The sequence below is a fragment of the Anaerococcus sp. Marseille-P3915 genome, from assembly GCF_900258475.1.
Classification (GTDB): domain Bacteria; phylum Bacillota; class Clostridia; order Tissierellales; family Peptoniphilaceae; genus Anaerococcus; species Anaerococcus kampingae.
Genome location: NZ_LT984887.1, coordinates 718433 through 735144 on the forward strand (window position 1 = coordinate 718433; position 16712 = coordinate 735144).

Consider the following 16712-nt stretch of genomic DNA (forward strand, 5'->3'; position numbering starts at 1 on the left):
TCTGGTTTTTGTATTAAATAAATAATTTTTTAAATATCCCTTCGCAAAAAATAATCTTGGCAAAATCTTTATTGTTATTATTATAATTTCTATAGGAATCTTTTGAAGATTCTTCATATATTTTTAGAAAGTGTTCCTTGCTTGGTATCCTGAATTCGATTCCATTAAAATTAACAAGGTCTATATCCTCTTCATAGATTCCAGCAAAATCATGAAGGGAACTAATGCTTCCATATTCTACACTGATTTCACTTTTTTTGAAATTCATGTTCATGGATGTCAATAAGATCATATCCTAGGACTCCCATTATTTTTAATATCTTATCCCAGTCATAAATCCTATCATAATCAGGATCCTCCCAACCTCTTGAGTCTCCGGGCACATGAATATCAATGTCTGATGGATTCCATTCGATCTTTGTAATAAATTCTAGACCTAATGACCCCATTAGGGTTTGCCTTATGCCAATTTTATTTAATTGTAAACATATGATTTAAATTCATCAAATAACTTACTCATTTATTTTCCATTTATTTTTATAATCGACAGCTTATATCTTAAGATTTCAAAAAGTACAAGTAGTTAAAATATAAAATATCAAAACATTAAACATACAATTATGATTTTAGATCCTAACTTTAGTCCTTCAAAATATATTTTTCCATTCTATAGATAATATATACCATGCCTAGAATTGAAGGTATTTGTATAATAAACAAGCCAATAAGCCAGTCATATAGGTTAAAAACCTCACCTAATACCATTGTAATCAAGCTAATAACAAGGCCTACTAAACCTAACTTGATGCCAGACCTATACCAATATTCATTTCCATTTATCCAATTTGATTCACTTTTAGCAAGTCTTGGAAGAATGTAATGGGATAAGCCCACATACTTATATGAATCTAATCTCTCCCTTCCTCCTCTAAATTCCTCTATAATTTCTTTTGGAGGGTAAGGTTTTGGATTTTTTAATAGATTAAAATTTACGATAATAATTAAAATATTTATTCCTAACAATAGTAAATATAATTTATTTGTCATTTTCCACCCCTAATAGAAAATATATTAAGATACCTTCTCGGCAATCATAACACCAATCGGTGCAAGACCTCCATATACTAGTCTCATTTCAAGTACTGAAAATCCATATTTCTCAATGAAAGCTTCAAATTCTTCTTTATTCCATTCTTGATACATCCTAAACCCAAAAATAGACATCAAAGTCTTTTTGATTTTTCTTTGTTTCCCCTCTTTCCATAGAAAAGTTGGAGCGAGCAAAATTCCACTAGCTTTTAACACCCTATATATTTCTCTCATTGCATAATCTGGATTTGGCATGATATGAAGAGCATTAGAGATTAACACACAATCAAATTTTTCATTTGCATAAGATAATGCTGTTGCATCGGCTGTTTCAAATGTAAGATTTTCATATTGCCCACGTTTTTTAGCTTCTATAATCATCTGTTCTGAAAAGTCCGTACCAAGCCAGCTTTTACTATGTTTTGAAAGAATAAAAGATAATTGACCTGATCCACAAGCTAGCTCAAGCACTTCCATGTTTTTATCCAAATAAGGACAAATATATTCACAAACTTTATCATATACTGCTTCATCTTTTTTCATAAAAGGTGCATAGAGCTTAGCAAATTTATCCCAAAAATTTTTACTGCTTTTGTCAATCACTTGCAATCCTCCTCTATATATAAATTACCCTATTTATCTTTATATTAATATTATACCTTGTAAAAATTAATAATAGCTGTTCCTATCCAATTAGGAATACTAAAAACTAGAGATCTGAATTAGAAAAGTTTTAAAATTGAAAATATGTAAAAAAGCTATATCTCCCTACCGGCATCTGATATAAAAATCTCTAGTAGATAGGAATTATAGCTATTAAAAATAATTAATGATTTGCTCAAAAATCAACTTCTATTTTTCATTCAAACTAATTTCATTTTTCTTAATTCTAAGGCTTAAATCCTTGATATTTTTTTCTATTTTAGATATAATTTTCCTAAAAAACTCATCGTCTTGACCTGTTGGATCTTCTAAATTCCAATCTTCTGTATATTGATTTTCTACAATCGGGCAAATTACATCACAACCCATAGTAATTGATATGTCAATATCTGGCAAATCATCAATAAGCTTTGAATATTGAATTTTCTCCATGTCAATATTGTATATATCTTTCATTAGCCTGACAGCATCTTGATTTATTTGGTTTTTTATTTGTGTTCCAGCTGAGTAGGAGTCAAACACATCTGAAGCAAATTTTTTCCCTAAGGCTTCTGCAATTTGGCTCCTACAGCTATTATGGACACATATAAATGCAACTTTTGGCTTTCTCATTTTAATTTACACCATTTTTTCTAATAATTCTTTTACTTCATACTTGTTTAAAACTTTGCCATATGATACAACTTTTCCCTTTATAACTAAGGCTGGAGTAGACATAACTCCATAACTTGCGATTTGAGAAAAGTCTGTAATGTGGTCTATTGATTCTTCAACATTAAGTTCAGCCAGTGCTTCCCTAGTTGATCTTTCTAAAGCAATACACTTAGCGCAACCAGAACCTAATATCTTTATCCCCTTTTCTTCTGCTTTTTCTATATTATCTGACGAGTAATTTACATCACAACAAGTTGATTTTTTAACATCCTTATTATTAACAGGCTCACAATTTCCTCCACAAGTACAGTTTTTCTCTTTTTTACCAAATAATCTCATTTTTCCTCCTTAATCCATATATATTTTTTCTTTCTTATTAATTATTTCATTTTACTTCCCCGTCATATTAAAAAAGGGCTAATAATATTAAATAAGTAACCTACAACAATTATGCCAAAAATACAAATTCCTATAAATAGGAATAAAAGCTTAGGTTTAACTGCTTTTTTTAACATAATCAATGATGGTAGGCTTAGTGTAGTAACTGCCATCATAAAAGATAGGACGGTTCCAAGTTGGGCGCCTTTTGCCAATAGAGCTTCTGCTATTGGTATAGTTCCAAAAATATCAGCATACATTGGTATTCCTACAATAGTTGCCAAAACCACTCCAAATGGATTATTGCTTCCTAAGATATTTTCCACCCAAGTTTGAGGGATCCAATTGTGTATCAATGACCCAATGCCCACACCTACTAAAATATAAGGGAAAACTTTTTTGAAAGTATCACTGACTTGAGTTTTAGAAAAATCAACCCTATCTTTTACTGTTAAGCTTGGAGAGCTAATATCAACTTGACTAGCATTTTTTATAAAATCTTCTACATAACTTTCCATATGCAGTTTTTCAATAAGGCTACCACCAGCTACAGCAATAATTAGCCCAAAGACTACATATGCTAGGGCTATTTTACCTCCAAAGATGCTCATTAGTAAAATAAGGCTACCCAAATCAACCATTGGAGAAGATATTAAAAATGAAAAACTCACTCCAATAGGCAAACCAGCACTTGTAAAGCCCATGAAAATAGGGATTGAAGAGCATGAACAAAAAGGTGTTACTGTGCCTAGTAAAGCAGATATAATATTTGCCCACAATCCATCAAAACGTCCCAGAATTTTTTTGCTTCTTTCAGGTGGGAAATAGCTTTGTATATAAGAAATTATAAAAATTAACACGCAAAGTAATATTGTAATTTTTATAACATCATATACGAAAAATTGTAAACTTCCTCCAAGTTTTGTGCTTATATCAAGGCCAAGATTTGTCAATATTTTTCCTATCAATTCATTGAGCCATTTCATACCTAGAATTTGATCTTGAATAAAACTCCACATACCTAAACTCCATAAACGTTATATTCTTGATTTTCTAAAAACCAGTGTTTTGTGTTATTAGCAATATTTACTAAGAATAACATAACTGGGACTTCAGTAAGAACACCTACTGTGCAAGCTAATGCAACTGGTGAATCCATCCCAAATATTGCTATTGCAACAGCTACAGATAATTCAAAGAAATTTGAAGCTCCAATCATGCCTGCTGGTGCAGCTATTTCAAAAGGTAAGCCTACTTTTTTGCTTACACCATAGGCAATAGTAAAAATTAGGAAAGTTTGAATGGTAAGTGGAATAGCTATCAATAAAATATGAAATGGGTTTTCTAAAATTACATTTGCTTGTGAAGAAAATATAATTATTAGAGTCAATAGTAGTCCAACTGTTGTCATTCCATCAAATTTACTTAAAAATTGTTTTTCAAAATAATCCTTTCCTCTTTTATCAATTACTGTTTTCCTTGTGATAACACCTCCTAATAATGGAAAAGCAACAAATAAAAACACACTAGTAAATAATGTGCTATATGGTACTACAACATTAGACACACCTAATAAAAACTTCACTATAGGTACAAAAGCAATTAAAATTATTAAATCATTTGTGGCTACTTGAACCACAGTGTAAGCAGGGTCACCCTTTGTAAGAGTCGACCACACAAAAACCATAGCAGTGCATGGCGCAGCTCCGAGCAAAACAGCTCCCGCTAAATAATCACCTGCCAAATCATTAGGAATGATATTTTTAAACATAATAAAGAAAAACAAATAAGCTATTCCAAACATAGTAAATGGTTTTATTAGCCAATTAACAGCCCATGTTACAAACAAACCTTTTGGATTTTCTCTAACTCTTTTAATACTTTGAAAATCTACTTTCATCATCATTGGATAAATCATAATCCAAATTAATATCGCTATCGGCACAGATATACCAGCAATTTGAATTTTACCTAAAGCAGATGGGATTATAGGTATATATTTTCCTATAAGTACCCCAACAATCATGCAAAACAATACCCATAAAGTTAGGTATTTTTGAAATACATTAATTCCTTCATTCTTATTTTTTTCCATAGTTCATCATCCTCCTTTAGTATAGACATATTCAAATATTTCTATGTATGGTACAAAAAAATTACTTATCCCAATTGTGACAAATACATCCCTCTCCGTTATCAAATATTTCCTTTAAGTCGGATTGCATCTCATTTAAAATCTTCTTATTGGCAATGTAATATATGTTTTTTCCTTCTCTTCGACTAATAACTAGATTAGCCTCCTCTAATCTTTTCATATCATTAGATAGGGTTGGTTGTGTTATATCAAATTTCTCTAATATCTCACAGGCACAGAGCTCATCGCAAGATAACATGTCTATAATTTCTAATCTTTTTGGATCACTCAAAACTTTTAATTTTTTTGATAGATCTATATATTTATTCTTCATGTAACCTCCTTCATCTTTTCGTATAAAATTATACAATTCATATAGAAGATTGTCAATGTGTTTTTTCCTATCTCTTAAATAATTTTTATTCTTCCTTTCCACCATCTCAACCAATTTATCTCTATAAACTTGTGTTATTTTCTTCATTTCACTTAAAATATTACAATTTATTTAGACTTTGTAAAAATTTACCAATGTAATGTTCGACCCAAGTAGAATTTAAAGCAAAAAATTAGGCCTTTAAGATTTCTTATAAAGATCCTAAAAGCCACCTGTTTCAACAGAATTATAGCCTATCAACTAAATTTCTTGACATTAATACTACAGTCTCCACATGTCTTTAATTATGGGATAGAAAAAAGGAATATAAAAAATTGAAAAAATAATTTTTTCTGGTATGAATATTATTATTGTAGAAAAATTACAAATAATTACCCGAGGAGGTAAAATATGAAAATCTTTGAATCAATAAAAAATAGGTGGAAAAAATTCTTGGAAAATCTAGCAAAAGAAAATAAAAAACTTTTGGAAATGAAAGATTAGATTGTTGTTCAATGAACAAAAGAGAATATAAATAAAGAAAAAAATGACCATGGCGGAGACTGTGTAAAATTTTGTGTATAGAAACCTCCTGATTAGGGTAAGTAAAAACTAATCAGGAGGAATTTTTATGCCAAGAAAAAAACAGAAACAAAAAGAAGCAAAATAGCAAACATGTTAAAAAAATTAATGAAAGACCTAAAAGCAGTGTACAAAGTACCAACAGAAGACTTAGACTTAACAAATTTAGACATCTTTAAAGAAAAATGGGGTAAAAATACCCAATGTGTGTAAACTTTTAGAAAAATAACTTGGCAGAATTATTCACATATTTTAAATATCCATAAGGAATAAGAAAACTAAGATACAACAAACGCCATGGAAAACTTCAATAGGCAATTAAGAAAAGTTACTAAAAACATGACAATATTTTCAAATGACTACGCACTACAAAAAGCTTGTATCTAGCAATGGTAGATGCCTCAAGTAAGTGGACCTATAGGATCCGTCGCTGGGACTAAATCTTATTCCAATTATCAATATTTTTTGAAGGAAGTTTTAATTAAGATAAAAACTTAGTATGAAATCGGCTGCAAATTTCATGAAAATTCGACAGTTTATTAAGCCCAAGTAAAATTAAGACAAGCTCCATTCCTATAGGAATTGACAAATATTGATACATAAAAAATGTATTAACCCTTATCCTTATATCAGGATTTAGGTTTATGCACAAAATTATTTACAGATTCAAAAAATTTGACAGTACCAATTATTTTTGTACTTTGATTTAGATAGTCTTTCTAAAAATCTTTCGAAAAAATATATTTTCAGAACTTCTTGCGACTTTAAAATTTTCTTCTCTGCTAGGCTTTTTATCTTGCCCTTTATACTCTCGATATTAATCACGATAATGCCTCCATATATTTCCTAATTTCATCTTCTATTTTTTAAATAGTCTACTGTATTTTATGAGTCGTCTTAGATTTTTATTTGGTGATTTAAAGTATCTTTTTATGGCTTCTGTGAAAATCTGCTTATCTATTTTTTTCTCTGTCGATTATTATATCGCAAATTGTTAGATCTATATCATAAACTGGAATAAGATTGCCTTGTGGTGATTTTATTTTTGTCTTTCCTTTTTCTACTTTAATTGATACATTTTCAAGTATCATTTGTTATTTGATTTTCTTTGTTAAATTTCTTGTTTCAAGCATAATTTCCATATATTATTCCTCCATTTCTTATGTAATCAATTCTAACAATAAAAAATAACCAAATTATAATTACGGTATTTTTTGAAAAAATATATAAACTTTGAAATGAGCTTTGAAAGAAGCAATCACAGTAAATGTACGGACACTTACGAAAAAATTAATGGAGCAGACCTTTATGGCATGCTCCATTTTTTTAATTTTTACCTTGTTAGGGAGAACCCTAAGACCTCTACATCTCTAGTAAGTATTTTGGGGTTCTTGTTAAGCTCTAATATTTATTTTAAAATAAGTTGTATAATTGACCTAGGGCGACCTTGTCTACTGGATCACATGAGATTTTCTTTCCTTCAATTGTTACTTCATAAGTTTCTGGATCTACCTTAATGTTTGGAGTTTCGAAGTTTAGTTTCATATCTTTTTTGCCGATGTTTCTACAATTATGAACAGGTAGTACCATTCTTTTTAGGTCCAGCTTTTCTTTTATGCCTGCTTCATAGGCTGCTTTTGAAACGAAGGTCATGCAAGAGTTTCCGATTCCTCCGCCAATGGCTGCATACATTCTTCTATATATAACAGGTTGTGGTGTTGGTATGGATGCGTTAGGATCTCCTGATGGTGCCATTATTATTAACCCATTTTTTAGTATTTGTTTTGGACGAACTCCAAAGAATTTTGGCTCCCAAAGGACTAGGTCTGCACGTTTACCGACTTCGATTGAACCAATATATTCAGATACTCCATGGGCTATGGCTGGATTTATAGTGTATTTGGCTACATATCTTTTAGCCCTAAAGTTATCGTTATTATTTCCTTCATCTTCTTTAAGGGCTCCACGTTGGTCCTTCATCTTTGATGCTGTTTGCCATGTTCTCATGACAACTTCTCCTATCCTACCCATGGCTTGAGAGTCTGAAGACATTATTGAGAATACTCCCATGTCTTGGAGAACATCTTCTGCAGCTATTGTTTCCGGTCTAATCCTTGAGTCAGCAAAGGCTACATCTTCTTCTATGGTTTTGTCAAGATTGTGACAAACCATAACCATATCCAAGTGCTCATCTGATGTGTTTATGGTAAAAGGCATGGTTGGATTTGTTGATGCTGGAAAGACATTATTAAATCCTGCTGCAACTATTTGATCTGGTGCATGTCCTCCTCCTGCTCCTTCAGTATGGAAGAAATGTATAGCTCTACCACCAATAGCATCTAGGGTATCTTCGATTGTACCACCTTCGTTAAGGGTGTCGGTATGAATGGCAACTGCAATATCGTACTCATCAGCAACTTCAAGGCTGGCATTTATAACGGCTCTTGTTGCTCCCCAGTCTTCATGAATCTTTAGTCCGCAAGCTCCTGCTTTTATTTGTTCATAAAGTGGCTCTTTGCTTGAGCAGTTACCCTTACCTAATAGTCCAACATTTACTGGATATCCTTCGACTGATTTTAGCATAGCTTCTAGGTGGTTAGGGCCTGGAGTACAGGTTGTAGCATTTGTTCCATCAGCAGGGCCTGTTCCGCCTCCGATTAGGGTAGTAGTTCCTCCTGCTAGAGCGGTATTTGCTTGATCGGCTGATATAAAATGAACGTGGGTGTCAATTGCTCCAGCGGTTACGATTTTATTTTCGCCTGAGATTATCTCAGTGCTTGCCCCTATTACAAGACCAGGGTTGACATTATCGTTCATATCAGGGTTACCTGACTTGCCTATTCCTGTAATAATACCATCCCTAATTCCTATATCTGCCTTGTAGATACCAGTATAGTCTAGGATAATCGCATTTGTAATTACTGTATCGCAAGTTCCTGAGGCATAGCTTGCAGTTGAAGATTGGTTCATACCATCTCTTACAGTCTTACCACCACCAAAGATTGATTCATCTCCATAAATTGCATAATCTTTTTCTATTTCTATTATAATATTTGTATCTGCTAGTCTAACTTTATCGCCTGTAGTTGGCCCATACATAGACCCGTATTTTTCTCTTGAGATTTTAAATGACATCTATTCCTCTCCATCACTATTAATATTAGCGTAGGCTTTTTGAACTAAGTTTTTCATGGCTTCATCTTTTTTTATATCATGGGCTACACCATTTGTGAGTCCGTTAAAGCCGATCACCCTTCCATTTCCGCCGATATCTATTAATCTAACCCTATGGGTTTGACCTGGTTCAAATCTAATAGCATTTCCTGCAGGAATGTCTAGCTTTTTGCCAAAGGCCATGCTACGATCGAATTTCAAAAATCTATTCACTTCAAAAAAATGAAAATGAGAACCGATTTGTACGGCCCTATCTCCAGTATTTGTTACTTTTATTTCAATAGCTTCGAAATCTTCATTTAAAATTAAATCTTCGTCTTTATAAAAAATTTCACCTGGAATCATTTTTGCCTCCTACACTATTGGTTGATGAACTGTTACAAGCTTGGTTCCATCAGGAAATGTGGCTTCTATTTGTACATCCTTAATCATTTCAGGGACACCTTCCATGACATCATCCCTAGTTAGAATCTTCCTGCCTTCTTGCATCAAATCTGAAACAGTCTTGCCATCACGAGCCATTTCATAAAGCTCGGCACTGATTAGAGCGACTGCTTCAGGATAGTTTAATTTAAGTCCACGTTCTTTACGCTTTCTGGCAACTTCTCCAGCTGTAAATATCATCAAGCGTTCAATATCTTTTGGTACTAAATGCATATCCTTCCCCCTTTTTCAATTAAATAATCTATTATTTCTTTTTCACATTCTATTAGATCCTGGCCCATCTTGCCCAAAATCCTGATTTGAATATCATTTCTAAAACTTAAACTTGCCCCACCTTTTAGGCCTCTTTTTTGGCTATGCTTTTCAATTATTTTGCGGATTTCGCCAATGTTATCTTCATTGGAAAAATTTATAGCAACCATAGACAAAAAGTGGTCATAGCCTTCCATCAGGCCAAGTTCATTTATCTCTTGTTCTCTTGGCCTTATGAGGTTTTTTTCGGTGTAAATAAGTTTTTCATCAAGATTGATATCTAGATTAGTCTTGTAGCTTTTAAATTCAAAACTTTCACCCCTGCCAACTCTACCAGCTACAAAGCAGTTAGAAAAAATAAGCCTGGCATCTTTTTCTAAATCGACCTTGATAACCTCCCTAAAATCTGCATCCTTGTAGAGAATCATGGGTAAAAGTTTAAAAATAAAGTCAGACTTTTCTTCTCCACGAATTTCGACCCTACGACTTGCGAAAGAATCCTTATTCATCTTATAAACTTTTTCGTATGATTGAGAAGAAAGCAAGACCTTGCTATTCTTTTTTGCATAGAATTTTTCTTCTTGCACATCGCCTTCCAGGATACCTGGGCTTGAGCTCATAATCATAGCCTTGGTAAAGTCTCCATATTTAAATGTATGCATAAGTAGAAATGGTGGCGAATTGTAGATATCTTTTAGGATTGTTGTATCATCCTTATTTTCAAACTCTAAATATAATCTGCTGGCTCTTGCGTATGTTTTTTTCATTATTTTAAATCTTCTAATAAGACTTGCTTTCTTATCCAGTCATAGACCTCATTTAGGCCATCGCCATTTTTGATATTAGTAAAAATAAATGGACGATCTCCTCTTTGGGCTAGGGTATCCTTTCTCATAGCTTCAAGGTCAACGCCAACATAATGAGCTAAATCTTTTTTGTTTATGATAAGAAGATCTGATCTTAAAATTCCTGGGCCTCCTTTTCGTGGTATATCCCCACCTGCAGCTACATCTATTACAAAGATGGTGGCATCTGCAAGGTCAGGACTAAAGGTTGCTGATAGATTGTCTCCACCACTTTCGATAAAGATTATTTCTATATCCTTAAAATTTCTGACTAAATCCTCACAAGCTTCAAGGTTCATAGAAACATCATCTCTTATAGCTGTATGAGGACATCCTCCAGTTTCTACTCCTCTTATCCTATCTCTTTCAAGAATCCCCTGATCTTTTAGGTAGTTTGCATCTTCTTCTGTATATATATCATTAGTAACTACTGCTACCTTGTAATCTTTTTTGAATTCTTCTACTAGTTTTTCTATCAAATGTGTCTTTCCGCAGCCAACAGGGCCTGCGACACCGATTTTTACGTAATCCATAAGCCTCCCTAAGACATATAAAGTCTTGAATATAATACTTCATGTTGCATTGAAGCAACTTCTACACCTGGATATGAAGTAAAATAATACTCCTCATCCAATTTATCTATCTTTGTAACTAAATCTATTATCAAATCATATATTTCATATAAGATTTTCTGCCCATCAAACTGGCTGATAGGAACAGTCTTAACCGCTGTAATAACTAGATTCTGTGCCATATTAAAAGCAAAACTCAAAAGAGATGCGGTCAAATCAATATCAAGACTTGCTGTAATTAGAGCATAGGCGACTGAGTGATGGATGATAATGTCATTTTTCTTATGATAATCTAGGTAGTCATAGTATTGTTCTGGCATAGCTATGTCCATCTTATGAACTGTCGATATAAGTCTTGAGCCTAACTTCTCTGAAGCTTCCCTTAACTCTTTTTGGCTTTTTTGAGCCTGTAATCTCATATTTAAATCTAAAAGCTCATCTTTTTTTCCTTCTATAAAATAATTGTAAGCTAGATATACAGCTAAAAGGTCATTATAATAGAAGCTAGTTTTTAAATAGTTAATTAAATATTTTTTTATATCTTTCGAATCTTTAATCAAATTCTTTAGGATATAATTTTCGAGTCCATAAGAATGAGAATAAGAACCTATAGGAAATTGACTATCATTTAATTGGAGGAGGATGAGCTCTTCTTCATATTTTTTTCTATTCATGGTGATGGTGGTCATGATTGTGGTCGTGATCGTGATGGTGATGGTGATCATGATTGTGGTCGTGATCGTGGTCATGGTCGTGACTATGATGATCTACTACTTGACCTTGAGGTAGAATTGCCATCAAGTTGTTTTTTGGCAATAATTTAGCCATGACCTTATCCATCTTTATCCCTTCTACAGTCTTTAGCATATCTTCTAGGGTCTTCTCATATGGTGTTATTAAAGATTCGCCATCTTCTGACCAGTATAATTTTGCATGACGATTGCCAATAATATATGCCAAGTTAACAAAGAACTTGGTATCATCTATGGAGAGCTTTAAGCATTCTAGCTCTTCGATATTGATAGCATAAATTACATTAGCTTCTCGATAAATTATATCTCCATGCTTTAGACCTCTTTGTCTATCTTCTTCAGAAAGCTTTAGACCCAAATCCAGACCCTCATATTCAAATCTTTGAATTTTCTTGTGGGCATGGTCGTAAGGCATATTAAGCCAGTTGATTATTAAATTTTCTTCATTTATATCAAAAACATTTCCAATAATTTTTTCTATTATCAATTTATTCACCCCTTTTTTACAAACTTAATAGTACCCCTTAAAACAAAAAAAACAATGATTTTGCATTTTATAAAGTGTAATTTTCTTTATTCTACTTTTTGAAAACAATCTTAGCTAAATTTCCCAGACAAAAACCGCATATAGAATACATCCATATACGGTTAATTTTTCATAGGATAATTAACAATACCTCCCAAATTGTAATTATAACAAAGAGACCCCAGGTTTTCATGATGATTATATTAAAAAACTCAAATAGTAAGAAATATAAATCCAAGAACTAGTATCTAAATCAAGAATGTTCTCAATGAATATATCTCCTGTTCTTCCACAAATGATAAGGTCTGGTCTATATATTTCAGCTTGTTTTTTATATATTCTCTGTCTTCTTTTGAAAACTTATCTATTTCAGAATCCTTTGATGTTGTCTTCTCAGGAGTATTTTTTAAGTTTATAACCAAAATAGGGGCAAGATATTTTTACCATTCATATTTATCTAAATCTTCGACCGTATCAAAATCAATATCGTCCCATTGCAATCCTGTGAATTGCATATTATATTTCCTAAATTAAATTGTGTGCCTCAATCATCTGTAAATTCAAATAAATCTTCTACGCTAACATCAAACACTTTTGCAATATCCATAGCTAATTTTAATGACGGATTATATTTTCCATTTTCAAGATGTACAATAGTTTCTCTTCTGACATTTACCATTTCCGCAAGTTCAGATTGTTTATATTTTTCCTTTTCTCTATATTCCTTAACTTTAGTTATTAGTGCCACAATTATATCCCTTTAGAATCCATAATTATAAACATAATCGTACGAAGTATTGTAATTGTAATTACTGTTCCAATAATTAGCCATCCCATCAACGCTGTTGAAATTCCGTTTACATGACCTAAAATCCCTCCTAAATATGCTATAATAACCATTAACACGCAAAAAATTTTTAAGCATATTGAATCACATCTGTGTAGATTTTTTTCCGCAAATTCATCAAAGTATTCTTTCTTATACTTTTTTACTCTAAAATAATGCACTATCAGCATCAAAAATAGAATAAAACCCCAATAGCTTGAAAACTGTTGGTATTCAGGCTGATAGTCGCTTCTGCTCCACAACCAGTAATATCCCGCAATTAAAATTGCAATAATAATTTTTGTTGCAACAACTTCTCGTATAGATACTTTGTTTTTCATGTCAAATTCTCCTTACGTATAATTTCAAGTGATATATTTCTAACTTAATGTTATTAACATATCACACAAAAAACTTGATGTCAATGCTTAAGTTATAAATATTTCACTTTTGTTTTTTATTGGTCTAACTCGTTCTGTTTTACCTGTGATAGTCGTTTTTCTTGTTCCTGTAACGGCTCTATGCAAGTCTTAACTTTTTCTGCTTGTTCAACTTCTTCTCATATCCCTAATATTTGATTGTAAAGGTTATTTTCTCTTTCTTCATAGTGGCAAGTTACGATTTCCATTGGGATATATATAATATCTTGCTTTCTCCTAAGTATTCTTTCAGATATTTCTTAAAAATTTTAAATAAAATAAGTTATGCAGTATGCTAATTGTAAAAATCTTCCTGTTTATTTTTTTTAATTTTCGCTCATTATTTTTAGTGTTTCTTTAAATTCTTTTGTCTTTTTTGCTTTTTCTAGTAGGATTTTTATTTCTTCATATGTTAATTCTTCTGAATTTTCTATCCCTGATTAAGAATTTGGTTGATTTTTATTTACCAACACGATTTGACAAAGAGCCTTTTAATATTTTCTTTTCTTGATTTTTCAGTTGTCTTAATCTTTCTTCTGTATCGTCAATTTTATCTTTTATTTTTTTGACACTTGTCTTATTTGTTCTAATTTTTTCATATAAAACTCCTTTCTTGTATTAAAAAAGAGATAACATTTCTGCTATCTCTTCCTAAGTTTCACTATTAAATTTATATAATACTCTTTTCGATAATATCTGATACTTCCTTTTGTATAGATTCTATCTTTCTATCTATTCCTTTTTGTTGCATGATGTGATTTTGTATCTCTGAAATAATTTTCTTCTGTTCATTTTTACGACATTAGGATGAAATAATAAATATTTGCTAGTAAATTTTATTCAATATTATAGACTTGACTTGTTTTTTATTATTGTATATAATGATAATGATAATTAAAATTATTTGAAAGCGAGGAATAAAATGACAAAATTAAACACATATCTTGCAAATCTTGCAGTACTAAACATTAAAATCCATAATCTACATTGGAATATCGTAGGCTCTCAATTTGTATCTGTACATGAGTATCTTGAATCTGAATATGATAAGGCTGGTGAAAGACTTGATGAAGTTGCTGAGCTTATCAGAATGTCTGGAGAATTTCCAGTTGCTAATCTAAAAGAATATTTAGAAATTTCTACAATCAAAGAGATTAAAACTTCTAAAGAAGTATCTATTAAAGAAGCATTAGAAATAGTCCTATCTGACATAAAACTTCAAAAAGAACTCGCACTAGAGATTAGAAAAGAAGCAGATGAAGCTGATAATTTCCCTGTAGCTAATGTTATGGAAAATCATATAGAGGACTATAACAAACAAATTTGGTTTGTGGAATCAAGTCTTAAATAGGCAAAATAAGCTATTGCAGAACTTTGAATTACTGTCATCCTATAATTAGGGTCTGTAAATGATTTTGTGTATCAACCTAAATCCTGATAAAAGGGCAAAGGTTGATACATTTTTTTGTGTCAGTATTTAGCCATTCCTATAGTAATGGTTCTTGTTTTGTTTTTTAGATATTCTCGCATTCATTAAATTGAAGTTTCTTTCACTTATATTTCCCTCTAACCTATCTTCATATAACTGTTCATGGCTTATATCTATTTCTGATAATTGGTTCTTTTTAAGCTACAGCCCCTTAAAACAAATAGCCAATAAGTTGAATTGAACATTACAAGTTATGTATTTTTAGTTAAACCAAAGCGGTAAGTAAATATGCCAAAATTAGGCTCACGAAAAAGAAGATTATAATTTTTGCAACCTGACTTTTCACATTAAATCCAAAATTATCATACCCCTTAGCACCAACCGTCTCTGGGTAAACTTTAGTCGGCAATTTTAACTTGGTAAGCATGAGATAATCAAAAAAGATAATATCAAAAAGCTTATATCCTTCAAATAGTATTAAAAATCTAACAAAGGCTTGCTGAAAAGTTAAACTAAATTTTACTGTATCAACAATTGCCCAGACTAGGACGGCTGCAATGGTTAGCAATCCAAGTATCATGATAAGTCCGCCTAATATATTGACCCAAATCGGTTTATCTGGCAACTTACTCATCATAGCTTTGATATCATCGGGTGCACCGAAATGCTTCGAGCCAAATTTCGGTATAATAAGTATAAAATTCACCATCATAATTGATGCTGTTAAGCAGATGATTGTTAACATGCCAAGTGTTTTCATCAATTTAGTTTACCTCCTCTTTATCTTATTATTCTAGGTGTTTTTTTAAATTCTTTTGTCTTTGTTGCTTTTCTAGGATTTTTATTTCTTCATCTGTTAAATCTTCTACATTTTCTATAAGGCTTTCTAAGATTGCTCCTCTTGTTATTAGACTATGAGTTCTTTTCAGATTAATATCAAAAACTGATAATTCAGGAATCATCCTACTAAAATCCATATTCCCTCCTTGACAAATACTAATTTATCCAAACCGCTTTAATTTTATCATTTATCAATTCAATAAACGCTATCACATTTACTCCTACTATCGGAAGTCCGTAAGGACTAAATAGGAAACCAATAACCAAGCCAAAAATACCTATTCCGACTTCTCCTTGAATAAAAGAAAATAACGCCCAAAATAAGCAGAACACCATAATGATATACAACAACGCGGTTCCAATACCAAGTAGAAATGTAATAAATGCAGAAAGTCATATGCTGTCATTCTTTTCTATTAAATCATTTTGAAGTGTCTCAAAGCATCCATGATGGCTTCTTCTTTTTCAGGCGTACACTGTGGAATAATTTGTTTCTCCTTTTTAGACTTGTTGTAATGTTCTCGTAATTCTATTCCACATTTCTTTTTTATCTGTGCAATATATAATGTCGAAACTTTTAATTCAAATTTATTCCAAACATATTCTTTGATTTGGGCATATGTTGCCTTACTTTCAGCACTTGTCAAATCCATCTCATCCAGCTCAATTTCAACGTCTATATGTTTATCGACATCGAGTTTGGACAAAAGTGCTACCGTCTCCACATGGCTTGAGTGGTCAGTATGGATAAATTTTAATT

At 31.8% G+C, this 16712-nt stretch carries 21 protein-coding genes and 6 pseudogenes; 2 read left to right on the top strand and 25 right to left on the bottom strand.

Features of this window, described 5'->3' with window-relative positions; translation table 11 throughout:
* Nucleotides 1-13: 13 nt before the first annotated feature.
* From C8269_RS10865 to C8269_RS03585, 9 genes are all read right to left on the bottom strand, one after another.
* The gene (locus C8269_RS10865; protein WP_199792153.1) at nucleotides 14-292 is read right to left on the bottom strand and encodes a hypothetical protein; all 279 of its coding nucleotides are present in this window, start codon (nucleotides 290-292) and stop codon (nucleotides 14-16) included.
* On the bottom strand, nucleotides 249-449 hold the full coding sequence (locus C8269_RS10870; protein ID WP_199792154.1) for a hypothetical protein: 201 nt from the start codon (nucleotides 447-449) through the stop codon (nucleotides 249-251). The genes C8269_RS10865 and C8269_RS10870 overlap by 44 nt, the downstream gene beginning before the upstream one ends.
* A 190-nt stretch (nucleotides 450-639) precedes the next feature.
* Nucleotides 640-1047: a hypothetical protein gene (locus C8269_RS03555; protein WP_106460474.1), complete on the bottom strand. Its 408-nt coding sequence runs from the start codon at nucleotides 1045-1047 to the stop codon at nucleotides 640-642.
* A 24-nt stretch (nucleotides 1048-1071) separates the two neighbouring features.
* The gene (locus tag C8269_RS03560) at nucleotides 1072-1692 is read right to left on the bottom strand and encodes a class I SAM-dependent methyltransferase (RefSeq protein ID WP_106460475.1); all 621 of its coding nucleotides are present in this window, start codon (nucleotides 1690-1692) and stop codon (nucleotides 1072-1074) included.
* Nucleotides 1693-1941: 249 nt separating this feature from the next.
* Entirely contained in the window at nucleotides 1942-2364 is a 423-nt protein-coding gene (locus tag C8269_RS03565) for an arsenate reductase ArsC (protein ID WP_106460476.1), read from the bottom strand.
* A gap of 6 nt (nucleotides 2365-2370) precedes the next feature.
* Nucleotides 2371-2745 carry a thioredoxin family protein gene (locus C8269_RS03570; RefSeq protein WP_106460477.1) on the bottom strand — a complete coding sequence of 125 codons (375 nt, stop codon included), beginning with the start codon at nucleotides 2743-2745 and terminating at the stop codon, nucleotides 2371-2373.
* A gap of 62 nt (nucleotides 2746-2807) precedes the next feature.
* Nucleotides 2808-3803, bottom strand: coding sequence for a permease (locus tag C8269_RS03575; RefSeq protein WP_106460478.1), 996 nt, complete (start codon nucleotides 3801-3803; stop codon nucleotides 2808-2810).
* A 2-nt stretch (nucleotides 3804-3805) separates the two neighbouring features.
* A complete protein-coding gene (gene arsB, locus C8269_RS03580) occupies nucleotides 3806-4879 on the bottom strand; it encodes an ACR3 family arsenite efflux transporter (RefSeq protein WP_106460479.1) in 1074 nt (357 codons plus the stop codon).
* A 61-nt stretch (nucleotides 4880-4940) separates the two neighbouring features.
* On the bottom strand, nucleotides 4941-5399 hold the full coding sequence (locus C8269_RS03585; RefSeq protein ID WP_321161875.1) for an ArsR/SmtB family transcription factor: 459 nt from the start codon (nucleotides 5397-5399) through the stop codon (nucleotides 4941-4943).
* 303 nt (nucleotides 5400-5702) lie between these two features.
* On the opposite strand from C8269_RS03585, the pseudogene C8269_RS11065 reads away from it, so the two are divergent.
* Nucleotides 5703-5830, top strand: a pseudogene (locus C8269_RS11065) (LDCC motif putative metal-binding protein).
* 727 nt (nucleotides 5831-6557) lie between these two features.
* On the opposite strand, the pseudogene C8269_RS10970 reads toward C8269_RS11065, so the two are convergent.
* The 12 genes and pseudogenes from C8269_RS10970 to C8269_RS03660 all read right to left on the bottom strand — a co-directional run.
* Nucleotides 6558-6698: pseudogene (locus C8269_RS10970) on the bottom strand (nucleotidyl transferase AbiEii/AbiGii toxin family protein); the annotation flags it as partial.
* A pseudogene (locus tag C8269_RS03600) lies at nucleotides 6695-6934 on the bottom strand (type IV toxin-antitoxin system AbiEi family antitoxin domain-containing protein); the annotation flags it as partial. The pseudogenes C8269_RS10970 and C8269_RS03600, both read right to left, overlap by 4 nt.
* Before the next feature lie 352 nt (nucleotides 6935-7286).
* On the bottom strand, nucleotides 7287-9008 hold the full coding sequence (gene ureC, locus C8269_RS03605; protein WP_106460481.1) for an urease subunit alpha: 1722 nt from the start codon (nucleotides 9006-9008) through the stop codon (nucleotides 7287-7289).
* Nucleotides 9009-9392 carry an urease subunit beta gene (gene ureB, locus C8269_RS03610; RefSeq protein ID WP_106460482.1) on the bottom strand — a complete coding sequence of 128 codons (384 nt, stop codon included), beginning with the start codon at nucleotides 9390-9392 and terminating at the stop codon, nucleotides 9009-9011.
* 9 nt (nucleotides 9393-9401) lie between these two features.
* Nucleotides 9402-9704 carry an urease subunit gamma gene (ureA, locus tag C8269_RS03615; protein WP_004816472.1) on the bottom strand — a complete coding sequence of 101 codons (303 nt, stop codon included), beginning with the start codon at nucleotides 9702-9704 and terminating at the stop codon, nucleotides 9402-9404.
* On the bottom strand, nucleotides 9695-10510 hold the full coding sequence (locus tag C8269_RS03620; RefSeq protein WP_106460483.1) for an urease accessory protein UreD: 816 nt from the start codon (nucleotides 10508-10510) through the stop codon (nucleotides 9695-9697). Before C8269_RS03620 ends, ureA begins: the two co-directional genes overlap by 10 nt.
* On the bottom strand, nucleotides 10510-11121 hold the full coding sequence (gene ureG, locus C8269_RS03625) for an urease accessory protein UreG (protein WP_106460484.1): 612 nt from the start codon (nucleotides 11119-11121) through the stop codon (nucleotides 10510-10512). The genes C8269_RS03620 and ureG overlap by 1 nt, the downstream gene beginning before the upstream one ends.
* Before the next feature lie 8 nt (nucleotides 11122-11129).
* On the bottom strand, nucleotides 11130-11834 hold the full coding sequence (locus tag C8269_RS03630) for an urease accessory protein UreF (RefSeq protein WP_106460485.1): 705 nt from the start codon (nucleotides 11832-11834) through the stop codon (nucleotides 11130-11132).
* Complete coding sequence (locus C8269_RS03635) at nucleotides 11827-12408, bottom strand: urease accessory protein UreE (protein WP_234025826.1); 582 nt, start codon at nucleotides 12406-12408, stop codon at nucleotides 11827-11829. Before C8269_RS03635 ends, C8269_RS03630 begins: the two co-directional genes overlap by 8 nt.
* Nucleotides 12409-12982: 574 nt before the next feature.
* Nucleotides 12983-13186, bottom strand: coding sequence for a helix-turn-helix transcriptional regulator (locus tag C8269_RS03645; protein WP_106460487.1), 204 nt, complete (start codon nucleotides 13184-13186; stop codon nucleotides 12983-12985).
* Between the two features lie 2 nt (nucleotides 13187-13188).
* Nucleotides 13189-13605 (bottom strand): hypothetical protein, encoded by a 417-nt coding sequence (locus C8269_RS03650; protein WP_106460488.1) that lies wholly within the window; start codon nucleotides 13603-13605, stop codon nucleotides 13189-13191.
* 404 nt (nucleotides 13606-14009) lie between these two features.
* Nucleotides 14010-14282 (bottom strand): annotated as a pseudogene (locus C8269_RS03660) (DUF3847 domain-containing protein).
* 323 nt (nucleotides 14283-14605) lie between these two features.
* Here C8269_RS03660 and C8269_RS03665 point away from each other — a divergent pair.
* A complete protein-coding gene (locus tag C8269_RS03665) occupies nucleotides 14606-15034 on the top strand; it encodes a Dps family protein (RefSeq protein ID WP_106460489.1) in 429 nt (142 codons plus the stop codon).
* Between the two features lie 343 nt (nucleotides 15035-15377).
* On the opposite strand, the gene C8269_RS03670 is transcribed toward C8269_RS03665, so the two are convergent.
* From C8269_RS03670 to C8269_RS03685, 4 genes and pseudogenes are all read right to left on the bottom strand, one after another.
* Nucleotides 15378-15872, bottom strand: coding sequence for a hypothetical protein (locus C8269_RS03670; protein WP_106460490.1), 495 nt, complete (start codon nucleotides 15870-15872; stop codon nucleotides 15378-15380).
* 20 nt (nucleotides 15873-15892) lie between these two features.
* A pseudogene (locus C8269_RS03675) lies at nucleotides 15893-16038 on the bottom strand (DUF3847 domain-containing protein); the annotation flags it as partial.
* A gap of 70 nt (nucleotides 16039-16108) precedes the next feature.
* A complete protein-coding gene (locus tag C8269_RS10975; protein ID WP_442778134.1) occupies nucleotides 16109-16303 on the bottom strand; it encodes a CD1845 family protein in 195 nt (64 codons plus the stop codon).
* Between the two features lie 65 nt (nucleotides 16304-16368).
* A pseudogene (locus C8269_RS03685) lies at nucleotides 16369-16680 on the bottom strand (23S rRNA (uracil-5-)-methyltransferase RumA); the annotation flags it as partial.
* Between the last annotated feature and the right edge of the window lie 32 nt (nucleotides 16681-16712).

Coding starts and splice junctions, on each gene's coding strand:
- C8269_RS03570 (WP_106460477.1), bottom strand. CDS start 2,745: ATGAGATTATTTGGTAAAAAAGAGAAAAACTGTACTTGTGGAGGAAAT.
- C8269_RS03630 (WP_106460485.1), bottom strand. CDS start 11,834: ATGAATAGAAAAAAATATGAAGAAGAGCTCATCCTCCTCCAATTAAAT.
- ureG (WP_106460484.1), bottom strand. CDS start 11,121: ATGGATTACGTAAAAATCGGTGTCGCAGGCCCTGTTGGCTGCGGAAAG.
- C8269_RS03565 (WP_106460476.1), bottom strand. CDS start 2,364: ATGAGAAAGCCAAAAGTTGCATTTATATGTGTCCATAATAGCTGTAGG.
- C8269_RS03620 (WP_106460483.1), bottom strand. CDS start 10,510: ATGAAAAAAACATACGCAAGAGCCAGCAGATTATATTTAGAGTTTGAA.
- C8269_RS10865 (WP_199792153.1), bottom strand. CDS start 292: ATGATCTTATTGACATCCATGAACATGAATTTCAAAAAAAGTGAAATC.
- arsB (WP_106460479.1), bottom strand. CDS start 4,879: ATGGAAAAAAATAAGAATGAAGGAATTAATGTATTTCAAAAATACCTA.
- C8269_RS10870 (WP_199792154.1), bottom strand. CDS start 449: ATGGGGTCATTAGGTCTAGAATTTATTACAAAGATCGAATGGAATCCA.
- ureA (WP_004816472.1), bottom strand. CDS start 9,704: ATGCATTTAGTACCAAAAGATATTGAACGCTTGATGATATTTACAGCT.
- C8269_RS03585 (WP_321161875.1), bottom strand. CDS start 5,399: ATGAAGAAAATAACACAAGTTTATAGAGATAAATTGGTTGAGATGGTG.
- C8269_RS03665 (WP_106460489.1), top strand. CDS start 14,606: ATGACAAAATTAAACACATATCTTGCAAATCTTGCAGTACTAAACATT.
- ureB (WP_106460482.1), bottom strand. CDS start 9,392: ATGATTCCAGGTGAAATTTTTTATAAAGACGAAGATTTAATTTTAAAT.
- C8269_RS03575 (WP_106460478.1), bottom strand. CDS start 3,803: ATGTGGAGTTTTATTCAAGATCAAATTCTAGGTATGAAATGGCTCAAT.
- C8269_RS03670 (WP_106460490.1), bottom strand. CDS start 15,872: ATGAAAACACTTGGCATGTTAACAATCATCTGCTTAACAGCATCAATT.
- ureC (WP_106460481.1), bottom strand. CDS start 9,008: ATGTCATTTAAAATCTCAAGAGAAAAATACGGGTCTATGTATGGGCCA.
- C8269_RS03650 (WP_106460488.1), bottom strand. CDS start 13,605: ATGAAAAACAAAGTATCTATACGAGAAGTTGTTGCAACAAAAATTATT.
- C8269_RS03555 (WP_106460474.1), bottom strand. CDS start 1,047: ATGACAAATAAATTATATTTACTATTGTTAGGAATAAATATTTTAATT.